At 66.2% G+C, this 23,044-nt stretch carries 23 protein-coding genes, 2 tRNA genes and 2 pseudogenes; 17 read left to right on the top strand and 10 right to left on the bottom strand.

Annotation, left to right across the window (positions count from 1 at the left end):
• The first annotated feature begins 1 nt into the window (after position 1).
• The 5 genes from NTY77_03180 to NTY77_03200 are packed head-to-tail and all read left to right on the top strand — an operon-like array spanning position 2 to position 5,272.
• Positions 2-1,564 (top strand): acyl-CoA carboxylase subunit beta, encoded by a 1,563-nt coding sequence (locus NTY77_03180; GenBank protein MCX5794486.1) that lies wholly within the window; start codon positions 2-4, stop codon positions 1,562-1,564.
• The gene (locus NTY77_03185; GenBank protein MCX5794487.1) at positions 1,564-2,355 is read left to right on the top strand and encodes a hypothetical protein; all 792 of its coding nucleotides are present in this window, start codon (positions 1,564-1,566) and stop codon (positions 2,353-2,355) included. Before NTY77_03180 ends, NTY77_03185 begins: the two co-directional genes overlap by 1 nt.
• Entirely contained in the window at positions 2,352-3,125 is a 774-nt protein-coding gene (locus NTY77_03190; protein ID MCX5794488.1) for a hypothetical protein, read from the top strand. The genes NTY77_03185 and NTY77_03190 overlap by 4 nt, the downstream gene beginning before the upstream one ends.
• A 16-nt stretch (positions 3,126-3,141) precedes the next feature.
• Positions 3,142-3,630 carry a PaaI family thioesterase gene (locus tag NTY77_03195; GenBank protein MCX5794489.1) on the top strand — a complete coding sequence of 163 codons (489 nt, stop codon included), beginning with the start codon at positions 3,142-3,144 and terminating at the stop codon, positions 3,628-3,630.
• On the top strand, positions 3,617-5,272 hold the full coding sequence (locus tag NTY77_03200; protein MCX5794490.1) for a hypothetical protein: 1,656 nt from the start codon (positions 3,617-3,619) through the stop codon (positions 5,270-5,272). Before NTY77_03195 ends, NTY77_03200 begins: the two co-directional genes overlap by 14 nt.
• Here the strand turns inward: NTY77_03200 and smpB are convergent.
• The gene (gene smpB, locus NTY77_03205) at positions 5,269-5,757 is read right to left on the bottom strand and encodes an SsrA-binding protein SmpB (GenBank protein MCX5794491.1); all 489 of its coding nucleotides are present in this window, start codon (positions 5,755-5,757) and stop codon (positions 5,269-5,271) included. The genes NTY77_03200 and smpB overlap by 4 nt on opposite strands.
• Positions 5,758-5,817: 60 nt before the next feature.
• Here smpB and NTY77_03210 point away from each other — a divergent pair.
• The 3 genes and pseudogenes from NTY77_03210 to NTY77_03220 all read left to right on the top strand — a co-directional run bounded on the left by NTY77_03210 (position 5,818) and on the right by NTY77_03220 (position 7,356).
• A tRNA-Leu gene (locus NTY77_03210) sits at positions 5,818-5,904 on the top strand.
• A 150-nt stretch (positions 5,905-6,054) separates the two neighbouring features.
• Positions 6,055-6,180: pseudogene (locus NTY77_03215) on the top strand (prepilin-type N-terminal cleavage/methylation domain-containing protein).
• 393 nt (positions 6,181-6,573) lie between these two features.
• Positions 6,574-7,356, top strand: a complete 783-nt coding sequence (locus NTY77_03220; protein MCX5794492.1) for a prepilin peptidase — start codon at positions 6,574-6,576, stop codon at positions 7,354-7,356.
• A 1,396-nt stretch (positions 7,357-8,752) separates the two neighbouring features.
• On the opposite strand, the gene NTY77_03225 is transcribed toward NTY77_03220, so the two are convergent.
• The 7 genes and pseudogenes from NTY77_03225 to NTY77_03255 form a co-directional block, all read right to left on the bottom strand.
• A complete protein-coding gene (locus NTY77_03225) occupies positions 8,753-10,429 on the bottom strand; it encodes a tetratricopeptide repeat protein (GenBank protein ID MCX5794493.1) in 1,677 nt (558 codons plus the stop codon).
• Positions 10,416-11,837 carry a hypothetical protein gene (locus NTY77_03230; protein MCX5794494.1) on the bottom strand — a complete coding sequence of 474 codons (1,422 nt, stop codon included), beginning with the start codon at positions 11,835-11,837 and terminating at the stop codon, positions 10,416-10,418. The genes NTY77_03225 and NTY77_03230 overlap by 14 nt, the downstream gene beginning before the upstream one ends.
• A 25-nt stretch (positions 11,838-11,862) precedes the next feature.
• Positions 11,863-11,949 (bottom strand) — tRNA-Ser (locus NTY77_03235).
• Between the two features lie 24 nt (positions 11,950-11,973).
• Positions 11,974-12,492 (bottom strand): annotated as a pseudogene (locus tag NTY77_03240) (DUF4254 domain-containing protein).
• Position 12,493: 1 nt separating this feature from the next.
• Positions 12,494-13,540: a glycosyltransferase family 9 protein gene (locus NTY77_03245; protein ID MCX5794495.1), complete on the bottom strand. Its 1,047-nt coding sequence runs from the start codon at positions 13,538-13,540 to the stop codon at positions 12,494-12,496.
• Complete coding sequence (gene gmd / locus NTY77_03250) at positions 13,537-14,535, bottom strand: GDP-mannose 4,6-dehydratase (GenBank protein ID MCX5794496.1); 999 nt, start codon at positions 14,533-14,535, stop codon at positions 13,537-13,539. The genes NTY77_03245 and gmd overlap by 4 nt, the downstream gene beginning before the upstream one ends.
• 17 nt (positions 14,536-14,552) lie before the next feature.
• Positions 14,553-15,140 (bottom strand): YbhB/YbcL family Raf kinase inhibitor-like protein, encoded by a 588-nt coding sequence (locus NTY77_03255; GenBank protein MCX5794497.1) that lies wholly within the window; start codon positions 15,138-15,140, stop codon positions 14,553-14,555.
• Between the two features lie 176 nt (positions 15,141-15,316).
• Between NTY77_03255 and NTY77_03260 the strand changes: the two genes are divergently transcribed.
• From NTY77_03260 to NTY77_03295, 8 genes are all read left to right on the top strand, one after another.
• Positions 15,317-15,664, top strand: a complete 348-nt coding sequence (locus NTY77_03260) for a hypothetical protein (GenBank protein ID MCX5794498.1) — start codon at positions 15,317-15,319, stop codon at positions 15,662-15,664.
• Positions 15,665-15,852: 188 nt separating this feature from the next.
• Positions 15,853-16,137, top strand: a complete 285-nt coding sequence (locus NTY77_03265; GenBank protein MCX5794499.1) for a BrnT family toxin — start codon at positions 15,853-15,855, stop codon at positions 16,135-16,137.
• A 4-nt stretch (positions 16,138-16,141) separates the two neighbouring features.
• Positions 16,142-16,363, top strand: a complete 222-nt coding sequence (locus tag NTY77_03270) for an antitoxin (GenBank protein MCX5794500.1) — start codon at positions 16,142-16,144, stop codon at positions 16,361-16,363.
• Between the two features lie 139 nt (positions 16,364-16,502).
• Entirely contained in the window at positions 16,503-16,745 is a 243-nt protein-coding gene (locus NTY77_03275) for a type II toxin-antitoxin system Phd/YefM family antitoxin (GenBank protein MCX5794501.1), read from the top strand.
• A complete protein-coding gene (locus NTY77_03280) occupies positions 16,742-17,005 on the top strand; it encodes a Txe/YoeB family addiction module toxin (protein MCX5794502.1) in 264 nt (87 codons plus the stop codon). The genes NTY77_03275 and NTY77_03280 overlap by 4 nt, the downstream gene beginning before the upstream one ends.
• 263 nt (positions 17,006-17,268) lie before the next feature.
• Entirely contained in the window at positions 17,269-17,709 is a 441-nt protein-coding gene (locus NTY77_03285) for a hypothetical protein (GenBank protein ID MCX5794503.1), read from the top strand.
• A gap of 530 nt (positions 17,710-18,239) precedes the next feature.
• On the top strand, positions 18,240-18,686 hold the full coding sequence (locus NTY77_03290; GenBank protein ID MCX5794504.1) for an SgcJ/EcaC family oxidoreductase: 447 nt from the start codon (positions 18,240-18,242) through the stop codon (positions 18,684-18,686).
• Positions 18,673-19,077 carry a hypothetical protein gene (locus NTY77_03295; GenBank protein ID MCX5794505.1) on the top strand — a complete coding sequence of 135 codons (405 nt, stop codon included), beginning with the start codon at positions 18,673-18,675 and terminating at the stop codon, positions 19,075-19,077. Before NTY77_03290 ends, NTY77_03295 begins: the two co-directional genes overlap by 14 nt.
• Here the strand turns inward: NTY77_03295 and NTY77_03300 are convergent.
• Entirely contained in the window at positions 18,989-20,587 is a 1,599-nt protein-coding gene (locus NTY77_03300; protein MCX5794506.1) for a hypothetical protein, read from the bottom strand. The genes NTY77_03295 and NTY77_03300 overlap by 89 nt on opposite strands.
• Before the next feature lies 1 nt (position 20,588).
• Positions 20,589-21,818, bottom strand: a complete 1,230-nt coding sequence (locus tag NTY77_03305) for a response regulator (GenBank protein MCX5794507.1) — start codon at positions 21,816-21,818, stop codon at positions 20,589-20,591.
• 105 nt (positions 21,819-21,923) lie between these two features.
• Between NTY77_03305 and NTY77_03310 the strand changes: the two genes are divergently transcribed.
• A complete protein-coding gene (locus tag NTY77_03310) occupies positions 21,924-23,042 on the top strand; it encodes a lysylphosphatidylglycerol synthase transmembrane domain-containing protein (protein MCX5794508.1) in 1,119 nt (372 codons plus the stop codon).
• Positions 23,043-23,044: the final 2 nt, after the last annotated feature.

Consider the following 23,044-nt stretch of genomic DNA (forward strand, 5'->3'; position numbering starts at 1 on the left):
CATGAGCGAGACCAAGAGGCCCAAGCACCAGCACCCGCCCACGGGCAAGCTCGAGGAGATGCGGGCGCGGGCGCAGAGCGCCCGGGCCGGGGGCGGTCCCGAGGCCGCGGCGCGCCAGCACGCCGCCGGCAAGCTCACGGCGCGCGAAAGGCTCGACCTCCTCCTCGACGAGGACAGCTTCGAGGAGACCGACCTCCTGGTCCACGGACGGGAGGGGGGGAGATTCGCCGGCGACGGGGTCGTGGCCGGGTTCGGCCGCGTGGCCGGCCGGCCCCTGTGCGTCTATGCCCACGACTACACGGTGTGGAGCGGGACCATGGGCCAGGCCCAGTCCCGCAAGATCTGCAAGGTGCTTGACCTGGCCTTCGAGTCCGGCATCCCGGTGGTGGCCCTGTGCGACTCGGCTGGCGCTCGCCTCGAGGAAGGGGTGGATTCGCTGGGCGGCTACGGGGAGATATTCCAGCGGCATGTGGCCGCCTCCGGCTACGTGCCCCAGATCACCGCCATCCTCGGGCCCTGCGCGGGCGGGGCGGTCTACGCCCCGGCGCTGACCGACTTCGTCTTCATGGTGGACGGCACCAGCCACATGTACCTGACCGCGCCGGAGCTGGTGGCCGGGATCGGAGGGGAGGCCTGCGACCCCGAGTCGCTCGGGGGGGCGCACCTGCACAGCAGCCGTTCGGGGGTCTGCCATTTCCTGGCCCGCTCCGAGCCGGACTGCTTCCGCCAGATGCGCGAACTCCTGGACTACCTGCCGCAGAACTGGCGCGAGCGCGCCAAGCCCGTCATGCCTTCCGACGACCCTCGGCGCACCAGCGAGGTCCTGGGCGCGGTCGCCGATATGGATACGAAGAAACCCTATCGGATCCATGAGGTCATCTGGGAGATCGCCGACGGCCATCAATTCCTGGAGGTCCACAAGGAGTTCGCGCGCAACATCGTGACGGGCTTCGTCCGGCTCAACGGCGAGAGCGTGGGGGTCGTGGCCAACAATCCCGCCTATCTATCCGGGGCGCTCGACATCAGCGCCAGCGAGAAGGCCGCCCGGTTCGTGCGCTTCTGCGATTGCTTCAACATCCCCCTGCTGACCTTGGTCGACGTCCCCGGCTACTGGCCGGGCCTGGAACAGGAGTTCAACGGGCTCATCCGTAAGGGCGCCAAACTGGTCTACGCCTACTGCCAGGCCAGCGTCCCCAAGGTGACGGTGGTCCTGCGCAAGGCCTACGGCGGGGCCTACGAGGTGATGGGCTCCAAGCATATCCGCGGGGACGTCAACTTCGCGTGGCCCAGCGCGGAGATCGCGGTGATGGGCCCGGCCCGGGCCGTGGACATCCTCTACGCGGACCGCCTGCAGGCCTCGGCCGACCGGGAGGCGGACCGCCAGGCGCTCATCGGCGACTACGTGCGGGATTGCGCGTCTCCCTACCAGGCCGCGCGGCACGGCTACATCGACGAGGTCATCGACGCGCGCGAGACCCGGCCCAAGGTCATCCGCGCCCTGCAGTTCCTGCGCCACAAGAGGACGGAGCGCATCCCCAAGAAGCACGGCAACATCCCCTTCTGATGCCCAAGAGAGTGGTCGTCTTGGCCGTAGCACGGGCGCCGGCGCTGCGGCTGGCCGGAGTCGAGGTCACGCTCATCGACCCCAGCCGGGCCGACGCCCTGCCGCCCTGTGACGTCCTGGTCCTGCTGGGCGACCCGGCGGCCCAAGGGGGACATGAGGATCTGCTGCGTCGCAACGTCGACTGGGTCCGAGCCGCAGCTGCCGCCGCGGCTCGGCGCTGTCCGGGCTGCGCGCTGGTGGTCGCGGTCAGGCCCGTCCATCTCCTGGCCTTGGCCGCCTTGCGCGCTGCGGGCCTGCCGCGCACTCGCGTCCTGGGGGTGGCGGGACTGACGGACGAGCGGCGCCTGGCTCGCCTCATCGGGGGAGCCCTCGGCGTGGGATCTTCTGACGTGCGGGCCGCGGTCCTGGGCGGCTGCGGCGAGTCCTTGGTCGCCCTGCCGCGCCTGTGGTCCGTGGGGGGGATCCCGGCCGAGGAGCTGTTCTCCCGCCAGGACCTCGACCGCCTGGCGGCGGGGGCGTGCACGGCGTCCGCGCCCGAGGAGCTCGTCGGCGCCGCGGCGGAACTGGCCGGGGCGCTGCTGGACGGCGGCCGGAGGCTGTGCCCCTGTTCGGTCCTTCTGGACGGGGAGTACGGCGTGCAGGGGATATTCCTCACGGTCCCGGTCGTGCTGGGGCCGGCCGGGCTGGAGCGCATCGTGCAGTTGAATCTCAAGATCGAAGAACGCATGGCATTGCAGAAGGCGGCGGCCGTCGGCCGCGCGTTGCGCGCGAATCTAGAGGTGGTCCAATGAAAAGGCTGGTTCTCTGCGTGTTGGCGATGCTCGCGGCCGCTCCCGTCCGGGCGGACATCTATGACGGGTTCGAGAGGTTCGCGGATTCAGGTTCCCTCAAGCCCTTCGCTCGCGACTTGGGCGGCATCCTGGGCTCGGCCACCTTCCACAGCGCCCGGCCTCTGGGGTTCTCCGGCTTCGACGTGGGCGGGCACGCCGGGGCGCAGTTCTATCCGTCCCGGGGCGACACGATCCTGCGCAACAAGGGGGTGCGGGCTTTCGGCCTGCCCTGGATACAGGCCGAGATCGGCATGCCCTACCGCATCGACGGCTTCATCCGCGGCATGAGCTACGAGGGCCTCACCGTCGCCGGAGGCGGCCTGCGCTACGGCCTGCTCAAGACTTCGGACAAGCCCTGGGCGCCGCAATTGCTGGTCTGCGGCGTGGCCCATGCCGTGGTGTATCAGTCCTTCTCGGCCAGCCACGCCGGGGGTAGCCTGGTCTTCTCCATGGGCAACTCCGTCTTCAATCCGTATCTGGGCGCGGGCTTGGACCATGTGCGCCTGGTCGTTCGTTCCGCTCCTTTGGCCCCGACCCTCAATGGCACCGCCTTCAACACCGTGGAGAGCCGGTTCACCGCCGGCGTCCAGCTGCGGCCGTGGAACTACAGCGTCGCGGGCGCGGGCGAGAGCGTCCGGACGCGGCCCTTGTCCTTCGTCTACCTCAACGCCGCCTACATCCTGGTCCACGGCCAGAGCGGCGCCGAGGCCGGTCTGGGCATGCGGTTCTGACCGTGGCGGGGGCCTTATGACCGGCGCAAAGACCCTGCCTTGGACGCGGGCCTGCTTCGTCTGCGGGCAGGACAACCCCCACGGCCTGCGCCTGCGCTGCCGGCTTGAGGCCGGCCTTGCCGTCTTGGAGCACACGGCGCGCGAGGCGGACCTGGGCTGGAAGACCTTCGTCCACGGCGGCATCACCATGGCCTTGATGGACGAGGTCATGGCTTGGGCGGCCATGGTCTCGGCCCGGAGGCCCTGCGTCACGGCGGAGATGACCACGCGGCTGCGCCGGCCGGCCCGGCTAGGGATGCGGCTGCGCGCCGAGGGGCAGGTCAACGAGACGAAGGCCAGGATGGTCCTCACCGCGGCGCGGGTGATCGACGAGCAGGGCCAGGAGCTCGCCACGGCCTCGGGCAAATTCGTGCCCATGAATCCCGAGTCGGCCGGGGCTTGGCTGGAGGATCTGATCTTTGAAGGCGGGACCCTCCGGCCCGACGAATTGTTTGCCATCAAGTAAACGACTTCCTTCCGGTACTGCGTGGGCCGCCCTGCTGGTCGCCTCGGCGACCCTTCTGGCATTCCTGCCCGCGCTCGGCAACGGCTGGGTCAATTGGGACGACGGCGTCTTCCTGCTCGATAACCCTCACTTCCGAGGGCTGACCCCCAGCCACCTGCGCTGGATGTTCACGGCCTGCTTGTCGGGCATCTATCAACCCCTCACCTGGATGACTTACGCAGCAGACTACTGGCTGTGGGGGCTCGCTCCCGCCGGCTACCACTTTACGAGCCTGCTCATCCATGCCGCCAACGCCGTGCTCTTTTTCCTGGTGGCGCGGCTGATCTTCTCGCTGTGCCGGACGCCGGCCGCCCCTTCCCAATCGTTCTCCCTGGAAGCCGCGGCGGCGGCGGCGGCCCTGGCCTTCGCCGTACATCCCCTGCGCGTCGAATCCGTGGCTTGGGCCACCGAACGCAGGGATGTGGTGTGCGGGGCGTTCTTCCTGGGAGCGGTCCTTTCTTACCTGCGCGCGCATAGCGAGGGCCGCCGCCCGGTCGCGTCCTTGGCATTGTTCATCGGCGCGCTGCTCTCTAAAGGCCTGGCCGTCACCTTGCCCCTGGTCCTGCTCATCCTCGATGCCTATCCCCTGCGGCGGCTGCCCTGCGATCCGCGACGCTGGCTCGAGCCTCAAGCCCGATCCGTCTGGCTTGAGAAGATTCCCTATTTCCTGTTGGCCGCCGGCATAGGTCTTTTCACCTTGACCATCGTGGTGCAAAGCCGTGGGCTCGGGAACATGGTCCAGTATGGGCTGGGCAACTGTCTCAGGAAAGGTGCTTATGGCGCGATCTTCTATCTCTCCAAGACCGTCCTTCCCATCGGCCTATCCCCGAGCTATGACTCGCCTGCCGATCTGGGCGCCCTGGGAGCCATCCCCTGGCTGGCAGCAGGCGGGATCGCGTTGATCACCATTCTGGCTTGGAGACTCCGACGCGACTGCCCTGGCCTGAGCGCCTCCTGGCTGGCCTATCTGGCGATCCTCGCGCCCGTTTCAGGCATACTCGGTTCCGGAGTGGTGCTCGTGGCCGACCGCTACAGCTACCTCTCCTGCCTGAGTTGGGCCTTGCTCGCCGGCGCCTGCCTGCGGCGCGGACTCGAGAGCGGCTTGCGCAGGCCTGCGGCGGCGACGACCGCGGCTGTGCTGCTGGTCTTGGGGGGCCTTTCGTGGCGCCAGACCGGCGTCTGGAAGGATTCCTTGACCCTTTGGGCGCACGCGCTCAAGCTCGATCCCCAGAGCGCGATCGCCAATGAGAGCATGGGCTCCGCGCTGGCCCAAGCTGGCCGGACCGCCGAGGCGGCGGATTGTTTCGCGCGGGCTCTGAGCGCCAATCCCGCCTGTATCCCGGCCGAGGACGCGCTCATGCGGGCCGCCATGGCCAACGAAGTCCCCGCAGACGCCTCCCGCCTCCGGAGCATCATCGAAACCAATCCCGTCTGCCGGAAAGCCCGCGCGGACTGGTTCACGGCCCGGGCCGCCCTGGGCGACGAGCGCGGCGCCATCGCGTACTTCGAGGGGCTTGCCCGCTTGCAGCTGCTCGATGCGGGCGGGCGGGCCAACCTCGCGCGCGCGCGCCGCCAAGCCAGAGCGCGCGCTCGCCGGGGCTAGCCCCGGTACTTGCCCTTGAATGACTTCTGCGCTTCCCGCATGACCGCTTTCTTCTTCAAGTCATCGCGGCGATCCGGGCTCTTCTTGCCGCGCGCCAGGGCCAGGGCCACCTTGGCCCACCCTCGGCGGAAATAGACTTCGAGCGGGACCATGGTGAGGCCCTTGGTCTGGAGGCTGCGGGCGATGCGGTCTATCTGGGCTCGGCTCATGAGCAGCTTGCGGGTGCGGCGCGAGTCCAAGGGCAGGGAGGCGGTGTTGAATCTGTAGGGGGGGATGTAGAAATTGAAGAGGAACAGCTCCCGCCCTTCGTGCCGGCCGAAGCAGCCGTCCAAAGAGGCCCGTCCGTCGCGCAGGGACTTAACTTCCGGTCCGGTCAGGCAGAGCCCGGCCTCGAAGACCTCCAAGACCTCGTAGAAGTGCCGGGCCTTGCGGTTCGTGGCGACGGTCTGCTTGGCCTCGGCTTCTTTTTTATCGCTCTTGCCCATGTCGCTATTTTTGCTAGAATGCTGATCGTATCACTGGCTCCTTGAGTTTACCATAATGACGCGCAGGTGGCGGAACTGGCAGACGCGTACGGCTCAGGACCGTATGGCCGCAAGGCCTTGGGGGTTCAAGTCCCCCCCTGCGCACCATTTTAGAATGTGCCTAAGGTCACACCTTTTACCTGTTGACAAAGACGGGCGCATGCCATATACTATGTCTGAAGTTCATGGCTATATTGACACTGCCGATACCAATTATTTACCCTTATCATAATCCTAACGGCAGTAAGGGGGTATAGCATGAACAAGACGAAAAGATGGGGCGCTTCGGGCTTCACGCTCATCGAGTTGATGATCGTGGTTGCTATCATTGGTATATTGGCGGCTATCGCCATACCGAAGTTCGCCTCGCTCATCCGTAAGTCAAGTGAAGGTGCGTCCAAGGGCAACCTGGGTGCGATCCGCTCCGCGCTGAGCATCTACTACGGCGACATGGAGGGGCAGTACCCGTCGTTGCTCGAGTCGTTGACCGTCAACGGCAAGTACCTGTCGGCGATCCCGATGGCCAAGGCTCCGAACTACCATCCGGATAGTTCGTCGATCACCAACGGGGTCGTCCCTCCCGACACGAACGGGGGGTGGAACTACAACAACTCGGCTACCGACCCGAACCTGGGCACGGTGCTGGTCAACTGCACGCACACGGACACCAAGGGCTCCATCTGGACGGCTTACTGAGCCGCCTAGACTGACGGACGAATAGGGAGGCCTTCCCCCGGCTAAGGGGGGAGGCCTCCTTCTTTTTTGTATGATGGTGGCATGGCAAGGCTGCTGGCTTTTTGGCTGGGCGCGTGCCTGGGCAGCTTCATCAACGTCGTCGCCTACCGCCTGCCCCGCGAGGAGTCCTTGGTCCTGCCGGGTTCGCACTGCCCGCGCTGCGGCCGGCCCATCGCGCCCTACGACAACATCCCCATCCTGAGTTGGCTGCTCCTGCGCGGCCGCTGCCGTCGCTGCGGCAAGTCCATCTCGGCCCGATATCTGCTCGTGGAGCTCCTGATGGCATTCTTGAGCCTGGCGGTCTGGCTGCGCTGGCAGAGCCATCCGGGATGGGCTGTCCCGGTCGTCCTGGCCGTGGGAGACCTCTTGGCCCTCTCCTTGATAGATTGGGATACCGGGTTCATCCCGGACGCGCTCTCCTTCAGCTTGATCGCGGGCGGACTGCTTTGCGCGCCCATCAATCCGCTTCTGACGCGGGCCTCTTGGTACTGGTCCGTCGCCGCCAGCGCCCAGGGCGCCACGGTGGGATTCCTCATTTGCTGGGGCATCGCGGAGCTGGGCAAGCGTCTCTTCGGCAAGGAGGCCATGGGCTGGGGCGACGTCATCCTGCTGGCTGGCGTGGGGGCTTGGGCCGGCGGCACCGGCGCCTATGACTGCCTGCTGGTGGGGTCTCTTTTGGGGACGATCTACGGCGTCGGCCGGGTGCTGAAGGGGGAGCTGCGTATGGCGGACCCCGTCCCGTTCGGCCCCTTCTTGGCGGCAGGAGCGGTGTTCAATTTTTTCTGCCTGCTCCCGCTGGGATTCCCTTTCATCCCGATCCGATAGATCCCCGCGCCCGGCGCTCCGGCCTCCTGCAGATCGTAGCCGCGGAAGAAATCCCCCCAGCCGTTCGCGCGCAGGACGGCGTCGGTGACGAAGACCGGCGAGCCGAGAGCGGACAGCTCCCGCAGCCGCAGCGCCAGGGCCTCGGGCCGTCCCTCGAAATAGCGCAGGTTGAGAGGCTTGCGCCCGGCGAAGTACGGGATGTAGACCTGGTCCGAGGCCATGACCACCACCCAGGCTGGCTCGGGGGTGTCCCGCGCGATCCGGAGGGCCTCCTGATAGGCAGCGTTGCGCGCGGGATCGGTCTGGGGCAGGATGAGGAAAATGCCGTTGAACAGGCCCAAGGCCAGGGCGCTGCCGGCAAGGGCTCGCCGCCGCCATGGCGCGGCCTCGGCCCAGAGCGCGGCGAGCAGCCATAAGGCCATGAGATCCGTGATTCGATAGTATATGCTGTGGGGCTGCCAGGAAAGGAAAAGCAGAGCATAGCCGCCCAGCCACACCAAGGCCGCCTTGGCGTCGCGCGTCCAGCGCCGCAGGCCGGCCGCCGCCGCCGCCAAGGGCAGCGCGCTAAGGACCCAGCCCAGCCCGGACCAGGGCCGTGAAAGGCCCACCGGGTCGGCGAAGATGCGCAAAGTCACGCCGAGCCAGGATGCCATGCTCTGCCCGATCCTGGAGTCCGAATGCCAGGCAAAGGAGCGGTCCGGTGAGAGCACCGCGCTCCCTAGCAGCCAAACGCGCCAATCCTCGACGCTGCGGGGCTGGACGCACCAGAGCGCGGCGGCGGCGTAGGAGGTCAGGAGGGTGAGGGCGAAAGCGGCGCCACAACTCAGCCAGAGCCGGCGTGTGCGTCCTGGCCGGCGCAGGAGATAGAGCGCGCAGAACAGGAACATGGCGTTGCCGACATGGCCCAGGGCCGCCGCCGCGATATAGAATCCGGTCAGTCGGGGTTCCGGCTCCTGGGCCCAAGCCGCATCCGCAGCCAGGGCCAGGAAGACCGCCCCCAGGATGTAGACCTGGGCTTCCAGACTCCAGAACCACCAGGCATAGGACAGCGCCAGGCCCGCGGATGCCACGACCGCAACGCCGGGAGATGACTTCAACCGGCGCAGCAGGAAGCGGCAGAAAAGGCCGGCGCCCAAGCCACCCAAGAGGCTGTCCAGGACCTGCAGGCACAGCAGGGCTGGCCCCGTGAAACCCAGCAGACGCCAGACTTCGGTCCAAGCCCAGCCCAGCAGGCCATAGGCCAGGTGATTGCCGTGGGCCAGATGCCGGAAGTCGCCCAGCTCCACCGCGATGGCGCAGGCCACCCCGTCGAAGTTGTAGAACGTGGTGTGGAAGCAGAGGTAAAGGAGGGTGACGCACAGGCCCACGCACCAAGGGACCAGGGCGGGATGCTTCTTCATGGCGCTGCCAGCGCTCTGGCTTGGGGAGCGTCCGGATCATCGGGTGCCAGCTGCGCGAACCGGGCGAAGAGGGGCCGCGCCAGCGCCGGGCGGCCGCGCAGCAGCTCCAGTCGCCCCAGGTTGAAGAGGGCTTCCGTGTGCCAGGGCATGGCGGCCAGCACGTTCTCCAGCAGTTGAGCCGCCGGGGCGAATTGACCTCGCCGCTCCAGGCAGAGGGCGAGCAGGACCTTGGCGTCCGAGGCGGAGGCGTCGAGCTCCAGCGTCCTCTGCGAGAACCGTTGCGCTCGATCCAAATCGCCGCGCTCCCATGCCAATCGGCCTAGGTTGTAGTAGGACTGCGGCAGGCGCGGGTCCAGAGCCACGGCGGCGAGCAGATCCGCCTCGCCCTGTTCCAGATCGCCCTTCTCGATCCGGGACGTTCCCAAGGCGGCGCGGGATCTGGCCGAGACGGGATTGCAGCTCACCGCGGCTTGGTAATAGGCCAGCTCCGAGAGCCAGGCCCGGTTGCGCGCGATCGTGGCGCCCGCGTACCAGAGCGCGGCCATGGCTAGGACCGACTGCCCCAGCAGCGGGCTCCTCTCCTGCAATCGATGGCAGGCGCCGCCCAGCAGCGCGGCCAAGCCCACGGTGGGCAGGTAGAGCAAGCGTTCTGCGCCCAGCGTGTCGAGGGGGAAGAGGAGGTGGCAGGTCGGCAGGAGGAAGAGCGCCGGCCCGAGCACCCAGAAGCCCCAGGCCCGGCGCCGCGCCACGGCGCGCGCCGCAGTCGCGCCCAACGCGACCCAGACCGCCGGCGCCAGCCACGCGCTCCAGGCCTCGGGCCGGGCGTCCGGCACCAGGGGGCGGCTGAAGTCCGCGCAGAGGCCGGTGCCGCTCAGACTCGGCCAGAGGTAATGGGCCAAGGCGAAGCGGGAGAAGGTCAGCCAGGCCGTGGTCCGGTCTGGGAAATAGGGCACGCCGCCGTGGAGCGGATGCGAGAGGACGAGCCGCCGGAGCAGGAGGTAGGCCGCGGCGCAGACGGCCAGAGCGAGGTGGACGCGCAAGCGGCCGGCGCGCCAGGGCGTCTGCCCGTGGAAGGTCCAGTCGCCGAGCGCCAGGAAGACCGGAAATACGATGGCGTGCTCCTTGCTGAGCAGGCCCACGCAGAAAAGCGCGGTGCCGGCGGCCAGCCTCAGGCCGTGGGTCTCGCGCTCCAGCAGGAGCCAGGCTCCCAGCACGCAGACGGCCACGAGCAGCTCCGAGCGGCTGGTGATATAGGAAACGACTTCGGCATGGACCGGCATGACGGCGAAGAGCAGCGCTGCGGCCAAGGCCGCGGCCGCGGTCATGCGGCGGCGCAGGGCCGCCAGGAGCAGACAGCAGGCCGTCGCGTGCAGCAGGATGTTGACGGCGTGCATGGGCCAGGGTGTCGCGCCCGTGGTGAGGAAGTGCAGGAGGAAAGTGAGGGTCAGCAGCGGCCGGTACTCCTGGATGGGTGCCTGGGAGCCCATCACCATCTCGACATAGCCGCTGCTCAGGATATGGGTCACGCCGCCGAGGCCTTGGGACAGGAGGTGATTGCCTGCGATGAGCCAGCGGTCGTCCCGGATGAAGCCCTGGGTCCACAGGGTCATGAGGTAGACTCCCGCGGCAGCGGCTGCCACCAGGACCAGATGGCTCCTCCTAACGGAGCTCATAGACGCGGGCGCGCTCCTCGGGATTCTCGTAGGCGAGCCGGAAGCGACGGCCGTCCTTCAAATAGGTCCGGACCTGCTCCAGCTTGCGTTCCATGGTGGAGCCTCGGCGGGCCGAAAGGCCGACATCGATGCCGTCTTGCCATAGGACCCAGCGGACGCGGAAGCGCCGCAGGACCCCGGCGAATCCTTCCGGCTCTTGCGCGTCAGGCAGAGGCAGGCTGGGGCGCGAGCAGAAGAATCCGTCGCGCACGTTGAGGGCGCTGGCCAGTCCGTCGGCGGCGCCGGCGTGCCCGCGCAGCCAGGCGTAGGTCTGGAGCAGCTCCGGCTGCCTCCAGGCCTCGACTCCGGCGAGCCAGCGCGCGGAGTGGCAGGTCAATTGCAGCGCCAGCAGGAAGCCGAGCAGCCAGCGGGCGCGGCGGCCGGCGCCCGCGGCGACCAGCCAGAGCAGCCAGGGCAGCAGGGGGATGAGGTAGCGGTCGTATTGCCAGGGCCAGAAGGCGTGCATGAGAGCGGCGCCGCAGAGCATCAGGATGGCCGGTCGGGCCTGCTCATCGCTGCGCAGGCGCCAGGCGCCGCGCAGGGCCAGGGCGGCCAGCGCCGCGCCGGCCAGCCCCGCCGCCCGGCTCCAGCGCAAGGGCAGGAAGCTGCCGCCGCATGAGGCGAGATAATAGCGGCCGTTGTCGAAGGCCACGGCCAGGACCCGGAGCCAGTGGTGGCCTTGGTAGGAGTCCTTCAGCTCCAGCATGTGGAACTCCCCGGCGCCCCGGGACGCGCTGTGGGACCAAGCGTACCACAGCAGGCCGGCCAGAGCCGCGGGCAGCGCCGACCAGCAGGCGGCCCGCCAGTCCTTTCGGCGCCAAGGGCCGCAGAGGGCGGCGAGCAGCAAAGAGCAGCCGGCCAGACGCAGCTGGGTCAGGGCCAGCAGCAGGGCTCCCGCGGCCGGCCAGCGCCGGGACTCGAGCGCGGCCAGGAAGAGCACCGCCAAAGCGGCGTAGGAGCCTTCGCTCATCACCGCGCCCGATTGGCACAGGACGAGCGGGCTGGTAGCGAAGAGCAGCGCGATGAGCACGGACTCGAGCTCGCCCAGGCGCCTGCGGCACCACCACCAAAGCAGCCACGGCAGGCAGGCCAGGATCAAGGCGCAGAAGATCTGGTAGGCCCCGGTCCAGCCCCCGCAGAGCCAGGTCACGGGAAGCAGCAGGATCGGCAGGCCGGGGACGACCGCGACCATGGGCGGCTGGACGATGCAGGTGGATAGACGGTAGCTCCCTTGGGCCAAGGATTGCGAGCCGATGATGTAAAGGAGGTCGTCCTGCTGGCGGCCGAGGTACTGGGCGGGAGCCGCGTAAAGGATGGCGGCGCTGGCTGCGGTCAGCGCCGCCAGGACCCAGACTAGGCGGCGGGGCATGGGCTTTTCTAGGGGGGAAATCGTGCGGAAAGGGGGGGATTCGAACCCCCGAGGGCTTTTAGACCCTACACGATTTCCAGTCGTGCGGTTTCAACCGCTCACCCACCTTTCCAGCAGGGGGCATTATAGCGAATTTTCAGGCTTTGGAGTCTTTCTTGATGAGGAAGCGGGGGTCGTTGTACATCTTGAACTGGCGGTAGATCTTGAGCTTGGTCTTGCCGCTGACCACGTCGGCATACAGGGCGCTGAGCTCCTCGCGGAGGTCGTCGCGCTGCCGGCGCAGGACCTCCAAGCGCCTTTGGCAGAGCTCCTTATGCTCGGGGCCCACGTCCTTGCGTTCGAGCTGCTCGAGCGTGTGATAGATCTTGAGCTCCGATATGGTGATCTTGTCCACCAGCCAGCCGACGGTCTCAGCCATGGCCGGGCCTCAGGCGCCCTTGCGGGCCGCGGCTTCCATGGCCCGCAGGGCGGTCTCGTCGATCTTCTCGATGAGGTCGTTGCGCTGCTGATTGAGCTTGTCGATGCTGCGCTTGGCCTTGACCACCGCGCTGTCGTCCTGCAGGCGCGCGATGTCCTCCTGGTGCCACAGCTCGATGTTGGTGCGGGCCAGTTCGCTGACGAGGTGGCCCAGGTCGAATGTCGGTTTCTGCGTCATATCAAGCTCCTTGCGCTGCTGGTGCCGAGGCCGGGGCCGGGCGGGAGAGCAGACGCTCGATCTCCCGCAGGACTGAGTCCGGGGTGATGTTCTCCATGCACTCGTGGTGAGAGGGACAGGCGTTGAGCTCGCAGCCGAGGCAGCCCAAGGACTCGTCTCTGAGCACCACGTGGGACGGGTCGCTCAAGGGGTTGAACGAGCCGGGGTTGTTGGGGCCCACGATGTTGACGGTGGGCACGCCGAGGGCCACGGCGAGGTTCTTGGGGCCGTTCTCGACGGTCAAAACCAAGGCGGACGACCGGATGAGCGCGGCCAAGCGCAGCAAGGGCGTGTCGGGTGGGATGACCTTTCGGCCGGGCCCGGCATCGCCGGCCCGGCGCGCGATGTCTTCGATGTACTCCTTCTCCCCGGGTCCCCAGAGGAATAGCACGTCGCGGCCCCGGCTTAACAGGCCTTGGGCGACCTCCGCGAAGCGCGCGGGCAGCCAGCGCCGGGTCTCGCGCCGCGAAGCCGGGGCCAGCGCGACCAAGGCCCGCGCCGAGCCCACGCTCTGCTCCTTCAGGAAATCCTCCGCCCATTTCGTGTCGGCCGCGGGCAGGCGGATGTCCCAGCCCCAGGAGCCGACCTGGAGGCCGAGGGAGCGCAGGATGTCGAGCTTCTGTTCCACGAGGTAGGCGTTGGGCGTGGCGCGGGCCAGGTGGTTGTAGACCAGGCTGCGCCTCCAGGGCCCCGTGAAGGCGGCCTTGCTCCGGGCGCCGGAGCAGAAGGCGATCGGCCAGGTGCGGCCGTTGGCCAGGAAGTCCAGGACCAGGTCGTAGCGCCGCGCGCGGACCTCGCGCAGCCAATGGACGGGGCGCCTCTTGTCGTAGACCAACGTCTCGTTCAAGGCGGGGTCGAGGCGGACGAGCTGGTCCGAGGGCTGCTCCACCAGGAAGTCGATCTGGGCTCTGGGGAAGTTCTCGCGCAGGACCTTGATGAGGGGGAGGGTGAAGATGACGTCTCCGATGCGGCGCAGCTGGATGATGAGGATGCGCCGCGGATGGGTCATTTCTGGGCGACGGCAGCGGCCGTGCCGTTGTTCAGGCTCTTGAGGTCGGCGTCGACCATCATCTCCACGAGCTGGCGGAAGCGCACGGTCTCCTCCCAGCCGAGCACGCGCTTGGCCTTGGCGGCGTCTCCGGTCAAAGTCTGCACCTCGGCGGGGCGGTAGAAGTTCTCGTCGACCTTGACGTAGTCCTTCCACTTGAGGCCGACGTGGGCGAAGGCGGCGTCGACGAACTCGCGCACGTCGTGGGTCTCGCCCGTGGCCACCACGTAGTCGTCCGGGGCGTCCTGCTGGAGCATGAGCCACATGGCTCTGACGTAGTCCTTGGCGTAGCCCCAGTCGCGCTTGGCGTCGAGGTTGCCCAGGCGCAGCTCCTTCTCCAGGCCGAGCTTGATGCGGGCCGCGGCGTTGGTGATCTTGCGGGTGACGAACTCGTAGCCGCGGCGGGGGGATTCGTGGTTGAAGAGGATTCCGCTGGAGGCGTGGAGTCCGTAGGCTTCGCGGTAGTTGCGGGTGAGGTCGAAGCCGGCGACCTTGGAGATGCCGTAGGGCGAGCGGGGATGGAAGGGGGTCTTCTCGGTCTGGGGGGTCTCGGCCACTTTGCCGAACATCTCGCTGGAGGCGGCGAAGTAGAAGCGGCACTGGGGGACCACGTGCTTGAGGGCGGAGAGCACGAAGTGGGTCCCGTTGATGTTGGTGTTGATGGTGGAGAACTCGTCCTCGAAGGAGTAGCTCACGAAGCTCTGGGCCGCGAGGTGGTAGCATTCGTCGGGCTTGATCTTCTGGAGCACGTCGAAGACGCTGGCGTAGCTCTCCAAGGAGGCCGAATGCAGATGGAGGTCTTTGACGAGATGGCTGACGCGCATGAGCCGGTGCTGGGGGTCTTCGAGGGCCACGCGGCGGACCATGCCGTGGACTTCGTAGCCTTTCTCAAGCAGGAGCTCGGCGAGATAGGAGCCGTCCTGGCCGGTGATGCCGGTGATGAGGGCCCGTTTCATGGGTGGTCTCCTTGGTCTCAGCGCTCGTAGATGCCGATGAGCTGGGCCTCGCCGAGGATGTGTCCCTTCATGGCCCTGAGGATGTCGTTCTTGTCGGCCTTGGCGGGAAGGCCGAGCTTCTGATCGAGGGCGTAGAGCTTGAAGACGTAGCGGTGGGGCTTGCCGGGGGGCGGCATGGGGCCGTAGTAGCCGGCGCGTTCGTAGCCCATCTTCTCGGTGCCCCAGCATTTGCCGTGCTTGGAGCCGTCGGGGAGGCTTTCCTTCTTGGTCACGCCTTCGGGCAGGCCTTTGAGACCGGCCGGGATGTCGAAAAGGACCCAATGGAGCCAGAGTCCGACGGGGGCGTCGGGGTCGTCCATGACGAGGGCGAAGCTCTCGGTCCCCGCCGGGACATCGGCCCAGGCCAGGGCGGGGGAGGCGTCCTCGCCTTCCCCGGTGTGCTTCTGGGGGATGCGTTCGTTGTTCTTGAAAGCGGGGCTGGTGAGCTCGAAAGCCATCTTCTTGGTCCTCTCTTTGACGGGTTTGTCTGTTTGCCGGGGGGCGCCATTGGCGAGCGTCGGCACGAGGGCGAGGGCCAGGGGCGCGGCCAGCAAGGTCCGTCTCATGCTGAAGAGTGATTGTAGCAAACAATGGGCGGGTGGGAACTTTTGGCGGGGCATCTCGTATGTTTTGTAGGGAGATATGTGCGATGGACACCTTGACACCTTGTCATCTATAGATTACACTGTCATCGTGAGCGTGGGCGGCGATGACGCACTGCTGTTGTTGGGAGGCGACAAGGATGGCCAAGACAGGGATATCGCACAAGCGCGCGGAATTCTGGAGAGGGACGGAGGTTCGGCTCAGACCAGGAGCGCGGGTCCGCGTCCATGATCCGACCATCACACTCCGGGACCCGGACTTCATCCGGGCGGCGATCTTGGAGGCTTTGGATGAGGGGGATTACGAGGGGGTCATCGAGATTTACCGCGCGCATCTGCGGGTTTTGAACCGGACGCGGACGGCTGAGGCACTGAAGGTGTCGCGGCAGTATGTACATAAGATGCTCAAGCATTCGTCGAATATCCCGTCCTTGCGGACGTTCACGGCGTTCATGGGGCTGTTGCGGCAGGAGGCTGCGGCGAGGTGAGGGCGGCGGGATAGGCCGACTTGTATGCCGCATATCATGAGACCGGAAATTTTATTGATAAGGGCAGGTGGATGAAGTAGAATCCGCGTTACAGTATGCCTGTCGACCAAGCTATGCAGTTTCCGTGCAATCTGAGTTAGGCACACTTAGATATTGACAATAGCCAGCATGGGCTGTACACTGTACATATGAGCGAATTGCGGTTCGAATGGGACGAAACCAAGAACAGGGAGAACATTAAGAAGCATGGAGTTTCGTTTGAGGAAGCCCACACCGTTTTCCTCGATGAAAATGCCCTGAGGTTTTTCGACCCGGATCACTCTCAGGACGAGGACCGCTTCATTATGCTTGGCATGAGCGCCAAGCTCCGCATCCTCGTCGTGTGCCATTGCTTTAGGCTAGACGACACCGCCATTCGAATCATCTCGGCCAGAAAAGCACTCAAACGTGAGTCGAAGAGTTACGGGAGCTAATTCTATGAGAAAATCATACGACTTCTCCAAAATGAAGAGCCAAAAGAATCCCTACATTGGCATGCTCAAACAGCCGATTACCATCCGGCTGGACCGTGGAACAGTGACCTATTTCAAGGGTCTGGCAGGTGAAATCGGCATGCCTTATCAGAGCCTGATCAATCTCTACCTTCGGGATTGTGCGATACATCACAAGAAAATCGCCCTCAGGTGGATGGGTGCCTAGACATTCGCACGAGCCGCCCGCTCAAGCGGTCGGCCCATGCGCCCGGCGGCGGCTCAGCGTTTCGTTGGGCGCAACCAGAAACCAAAAATAGCCCTTGACAAAGCGTACGACATCCGGTACGCTTAATAGAGAGGCCCATATGACCACCATGACTGCAAGCACGGCCAGGGCAAGGCTTTATAAGCTCTTGGACCAAACCGCCGCATCGCATGACCCAGTCCAAATTACAGGTAAGCGCTCTAGCGCCGTGCTTGTCTCGGAGGAAGACTGGCGCTCCATTCAAGAAACGCTATATTTGCTCTCAATCCCGGGAATGCGAGAATCCATTCGGGAAGGCCTAAAGACCCCTGTTGGCAAGTGCGCCAAGAGAATCGCCTGGTGACCTGGCAACTCATCTTCACAAAGCAAGCGCTGAAGGATGCCAAGAAACTAAGCGCCTCAGGCCTCAGGACAAAAGCAGAAACACTTCTAGGAATCATCCAAAAGAACCCCTTCCAGAGCCCGCCACCATTTGAAAAATTGGTTGGGGATTTGGCGGGCGCCTACTCGCGGCGAATCAACATCCAGCACCGACTTGTCTATCAAGTCCTTTCCGACGCCAGGACAGTCAAAGTAATCCGTTTCTGGACCCACTACGAATAGAGAGGTGCGTCTAACATCGGGTTCTATCGGCGCGCTTTCAGGCCGATGGAACTGGGCCATGGGTCCACCGCCGCCGCGCGCTGCCGCGCGCGCGGTAGACCCATGCGTTGACAATATGGGAATAGGGGCAAGAGCAATGCGCCACAAGCGTTGTCATCGACTCCCACTCATCACACAAATTCGCAATCGCAGGCCGAGTGCTCCTGGCCTGCGGACAGAGCTCTTGGGAATCTGATGAAATCCTCCTCCATGGGAGTTCGAAAATGAAAGTCACGATGCTGCTCGCTGATTTCGCCCAAGCCGTGAACGGGAAGCTCTATATCATGGGCGGTGGCTGGTCTCTCACCGGGCCGGTGCCAAATCCATCCGCCATCGCCATCAAGATCGAAGTCCCATGGAATGAGACGAATCGAAAGCACGCCTTGAAGCTGGAATTGGTCGATTCCGATTATCATCCGGTGATGGTTGCGACGCCCGCTGGGAATGCCCCCCTGGCCATCACCGCCGACTTCGAGGTCGGCCGCCCCGCAGGGATGATTCAAGGCACTCCGATCGACGTGCCCATCGCCTTCAATCTGGCACCTATCCCCCTGGAGCCAGGGAAGCGGTTCGTCTGGAAATTGTCGATAGACGGCAAAGCCGAAGACGGATGGCAGGTGGCATTCTCGACCAGGCAGGCCGGCCAAACCCCTCCGAGCCCATAGGCGATGCCTTCGCTTATGCAGCAAGCATCTGAGGTGACCAGCACATGAAAATGGTGGCAATCGGACTTTTGAGCACGCTCTTGGGAGGATTCGCCCTGCGCTGCGACGCCGGCGGCGCCGCCGCTGTCCCGCCGGACTACCTTGCCGCGGTCCACCGCCAGCAGGAGAACAGGTTCGGCGAGAACGACATCAAGAGCTTCGTCCATCATGTGTTCGCTCTATATGACAAGCATGTCGAAGTCGGCAAGCTCCTCCCGCTGCTTGCGGACGAAGGACTGGAGATGAGATTCCCGGATGCCACGCTCCGCTCGCACCAGGATTTCAAGCGCTGGTACGCGGCGATCGGGGAGAATATCAGATCCAACACGCATCAAGTCGAGCGAATAGACGTCAATTCCCTAGGCCAGGGCAAATATCAAGCCGACCTGATCGTCTTCTGGCAAGCTGTGACCAAGGAGAATCAATTCATCTCCATGCGCGCGCACCAGGTGTGGACCTTGGACGACCGGAAGAAGGGCACGTGGCCGCGGATACTCTCCTACGTCGTGCAGGAAGCGCCCCAGGCCGCGCGCTCAGAGGCCTGCAGAGCGACCGATGAGCGGGAGATCGCGGCCCTGTTCGACCGCTGGGATCGCTCGCTGCAGACCGGCGACCCGCACCAAGTCGCCGCCAACTACGCGCAGGGCTCCATCCTCCTGCCCACCTTGTCGAACCAGCCGCGATTGACGCAGGCCGAGAAGGAGGACTACTTCCAGCACTTCCTGCAGAACAAGCCCAAGGGCAAGATCGACCTGAGGACCATAGAGATCGGCTGCAACACCGCGGTGGATTCCGGGCTCTATACGTTCACCTACGGCACCACGGGCGCTCAGGTCAAAGCCCGCTACACGTACACCTACAAGTGGGACGGGAAACAGTGGCTGATCACCAGCCACCATTCTTCAGCGCTGCCGGAGAAGAACGATGGACAACGATAAGCCGACCTTCGACCTCCAAGACGCCATCATCCTTTACGCCGCCATCAGCGCGGGCGAGAAAGGCATCACCAGCCAAGGCCTCGTGCTCTTGAGCGACTACGTGGGAGGCGCCCGCGCCACCGACCAGGAGATCGACAGGAGCCTGGACCGCCTCCAGGAGACCGGCCAGCTCAGACGCCGCGGCCAGGCCTACTTCGCCTCACGCACCGCGGCCGAGGACTGCGGGCCCAAGATCGCCCAGCAGCCGGACCATCGCGCCGCGATCGCCGAGGTCCTCAAGTACCTCTTGGCCCAAGGGCCGCTTACGGCCGACGCTTGGCGTCGAACTCGGCCAGCTCGCGTTCATGGCGCTCGTCTTCCTTGGCGAGGGCCGAAGCCGGGACTTCCTTGAGCCGGAGCGCCTCCAGCAGCGCGGCGCCGTCGTTCGGCCGCGCATAGCGATACTCGTGGGCGGCCAGCCACCCCGAGGGCACCGCCTGGCGGTCCACGAAGAGCAGCGCCTTGGGGTCCCAGTACACCAAAGCCCAGCGCTCCCGCGGGAAATAGAAGACATACCAAGGCCGCGGAAAATCCTTGAGCGAGCCGTCAGGGGAGAGCTTGCGCGCCGGCGTCATCCGGGGCAGGTTCAGCATCACCGCCCCGTCCGCGCGCCCCGCGGCCAGGAAGCGCTGCCAATCCTCCGGCCCCCGGATGGCCCGGTCCGCCGCGGCCAGCTCCCCCTGGAAGATGTAGCGCCCGTCCCAGAAGACCCGGTACCAAGGGCGCAGACGCCAGCCCAGATAGCCGCCCCATTCCCACTGGTTGTAGAGCCGCAGAGGCTCCAGCACCCCGCGCTGCCCGGCCATGAACTCGGCCGCGGCGCGGGGCACGAACTTGTAGTTGAAGCGCGCGGTCCAGGCCACCCGCGGCGCCAGCCAGCCCAGGAAAAGGAGGCACGCCGCGGCCCAGACCGCCGCGGTCCGCCTCACCCAGACCGAATCCTCCAGGCCCAGGTCTTTGGCCAGGAGCGGCAGCCAAGCCGCCGCGCACGCCGTGAAATACGGACAGAGACGCTCGTGGCGCAAAGTGGCCAGACCCAAGACCACGGTGGCCGCCAGCAGCGGCCAGGAAGTCCGGCGTCTCGCCGAGACCAGACCGGCCACCGCCGCCGCGGTCAGGCCGAGCAGGCCCCATACGGGCCAGTACATCGGATTGGAGAAGCCCAGAGCCTTCCATTCCAGGATGACGCGGGACAAGTCGCGGCTCTGGCTGGAATGCAGCAGCACCACGCGCCAGGGGCCGGTCCCGTAGGGATTGAGCAAAGTGGCCGGCACCGAGGAGCCTCCAGCGACCGCGTAGCAGAAGAGTAGGAACCAGCCCAGGGGGAAGCCCCCGTGCAGGTCGGGCCATAAGGCGAAGAGCGCGGCGACAACCGCGAGGACCCCGGGGGAAGGCTTGCGCAGCCAGCCGCCCTCCCCGGCGTAGACCAAAGCGCCGACGAACAGCAGGGAGAACAGGTCGGGCCGGATGTCCGAGTCGGTGAGCATTCCCGCCGACCACAGGGCCAGGGCCGCGGCCCTCAGCGCCGGGCCGCAGCCGCGCCGGGCCAAAGTGCGCTCCAGCAGGGCGCCGGACCCGGCCAGCAGCAGGGCCTTGCACAGCCACAGCGCGGTCATGCCCCCGAGCGCGTGCGCGGCCGCGAAGAGCAGCTGGCTGAGCCACTCGAAGTCCACCCACGGCCTTCCCGCCGCGGTGAAGGAGAGGAAGTCCGCCCGCGGCAGGGCGCGGTGCTCCAGGATCCAGCGGCCGGCGCTCAGGTGCCAGAACAGGTCCGGGTTGACGATCGGCCAGAGCAGAGGCGCGGCGGCCAGCAGAGCCGCCGCCGCCCAGGACGCCGCGAGGCCGAGCCGGGGGGGACGCAAGTCAGAAGTGCAGGGCCATGCCTTCCTGGGCCCCGAAGCAGTCGAGCCGATAGCCCCGGCTGCGGATGAGCTCTTGGCAGCCGGCCACGAAACCGTCCATCATCTCGTCGGTGTGCTCCGGGTCGTGGTGGAACAGGGCCAACTGCTTGACCTCGGCCTTGGCGGCCAGTCCGATGACGTCGGCGAAGGTGGAGTGCCCCCAGCTCCGCTTGGTCTTGTACTCCTCGTCCGTGTACTGGGCCTCGCAGATGAGCAGGGACGCGCCACGCACGAAGCCCGCCACCGCGTCGTCCTCCTTGGCGCTGAACTCGCCCTTGGCGTTGAGCCGGCCGTAGGGCTCGTGGTCGCTCAAGTAGCAGACCGTCGCGGCCGGCGTCTCGACGCGGAAGCCCACGGCGATGCCCGGGTGGTTGAGGTAGTGGTAGTAGACCTTGGCCTCGCCCAACTGCACCGGCCCGTCGAGCTCCACGATGGACGGGTTGGAGCCCATGGCCTTCATGTCCACCGGGAAGTACTGGTGGCTCATCTGGCCGCGCAGCACGTCCGCGAAGCCTTGCGTGGTCCCGTGGACTCCGTGGATGGTGAAACGGTTCTGCGGCAGGTAGATGGGCGTGAAGAAGGGCAGGCCCTGGATGTGGTCCCAGTGGGTGTGGCTGATGAAGAGGTCGGCCGAGATGGGCTTGGCCTGGAACTCCTTGAGCAGCGCCCGGCCCAGCTCCCGGATGCCGGAGCCGGCGTCTATGATGAGGAGCCGGCCGCCCACGCGCAGCTCCACGCAAGGGGTGTTGCCCCCATAGCGCTCGGTGCGCGGGCCCGGGGTGGGGATGGAGCCGCGCGTGCCCCAGAAACGCAAAGAGACGGGGGACTTGGCTTCGCCCACGAGGTCCTGGATCTTCCCCAGCAGGGCCCCGACATCGTAGGGCTTGGTGATGTAATCATCGGCGCCGGCCTGGCGCGCGGTGGTCTGGTCGGCCGCGTAGGATTTCGAGGAGCAGATGAGCACCTTGAGGTCCCGCAGCCCCTCGTCCTGGCGGATGCGCTGGATGACCTCGTAGCCGTGCATCCGGGGCATGAGCAGGTCCAGGATGACGAGGTCCGGCCTCTCGGCCTTGGCCGCCGCCAGCCCGGCCACGCCGTCCTCGGCCGTGCGCACATCGAAGTCGGGGCGCAGGAGGTCTTCCAGGAGCTGGCGCACCTCGGGATCGTCATCGACGACCAGGATCTTCTTCATCAGGTCCGGCGCCGGCCGGGAAGGTAGTTGTACCATGGCTGGGGGGGTTCGTCAATACCCCCTTCGGGGCCATGTCGGCAGGCTAACTTGATATAATACCCGCTCATGACCCGCCGCTTCGTCATCGCCGGGGGCTTCCTGGCCTCGCTGGGCCTGCTGGCCTACCTTATCGGGGGCCATATCACCGCCCTGCTGCGCATCGGCACGCAACTGGAATGGTCGTACGTGGCCGCGGCGGTGCTCTGCGCGCTGGCCAGCTATCTCATGGTGGGGCTGGCCCTGCGCGAGGTCCTGGCCTTGCTCGGGCACTCCCTGTCTTTCCCCGTGCTGCTGGGCATCGCCTTGGTCTCCACCTCGGTCAACTACCTCGTCTCCAGCGCCGGGGTCAGCGGCTTCGCGCTCAAGGCGCACTTGCTGCGCAAAAGGCAGGTCCCCTACGCCACCACCGTGATGGCGGCCGTGGTCAGCTCGGCCATCCTCTACTTCGTCCTGGCGGTCATCCTGGGCCAGGGGCTGGTCTACTTGGTCATGCACCTGCGGGGCGCGCGCATCGCCATCATGGAAGGGGCCGTGGGCCTGGGACTATTGCTGGCGACCTCGGTGGTCCTCATGATCTTCGCCTTCAACCACAAGCTGCGCGGCCGCCTGACGCGCGCGGCCTTCCACCGCTTCAACCGGGTGGTCTTCTCCTTCTCCAAGCGGGAGATCCCCCGCGAGGAGTTCGAGGAGTTCGAGCATCAGCTGGCCGCGGGACTGGGCACCATCCACCACCACAAAGGCCGGCTCACCAAGACCATCGCCTACACCGGGCTCGACTGGGTCATGGCCATGCTCACGCTGAATTTCTGCCTGCGCGCGGTGGGAGTGACGCATCTGCCCATCGGCCACCTCATCGCGGGCTTCACCGCCGGCCAGGCCACGACCCTCATCCCGGCCCTGCCCGGCGGCCTGGGCGCCATGGAAGGCTCCATGGCCGCGACCTTCAGCGGCCTCGGACTGGTGGATTGGGACGACGCGCTCATGGCCGTCCTGCTCTACCGCGTCGCCTACTACCTCATCCCCGGCATCCTGAGCATCTTCGTGCTCTGGGGCTTGAAGATGTCCGAGCCGGACCTCATGGCCCAGACGGCGCTGGAGGCCATCCCGGAGGAGCTCAAGCGCAAGGCGCGGGAGCTCGAGCACAGCCACCCCTGGCCGCACGCGCATCAGGCGGGGGGGAAATGAGC

It is taken from the genome of Elusimicrobiota bacterium, from assembly GCA_026388095.1.
Taxonomy (GTDB): domain Bacteria; phylum Elusimicrobiota; class Elusimicrobia; order UBA1565; family UBA9628; genus UBA9628.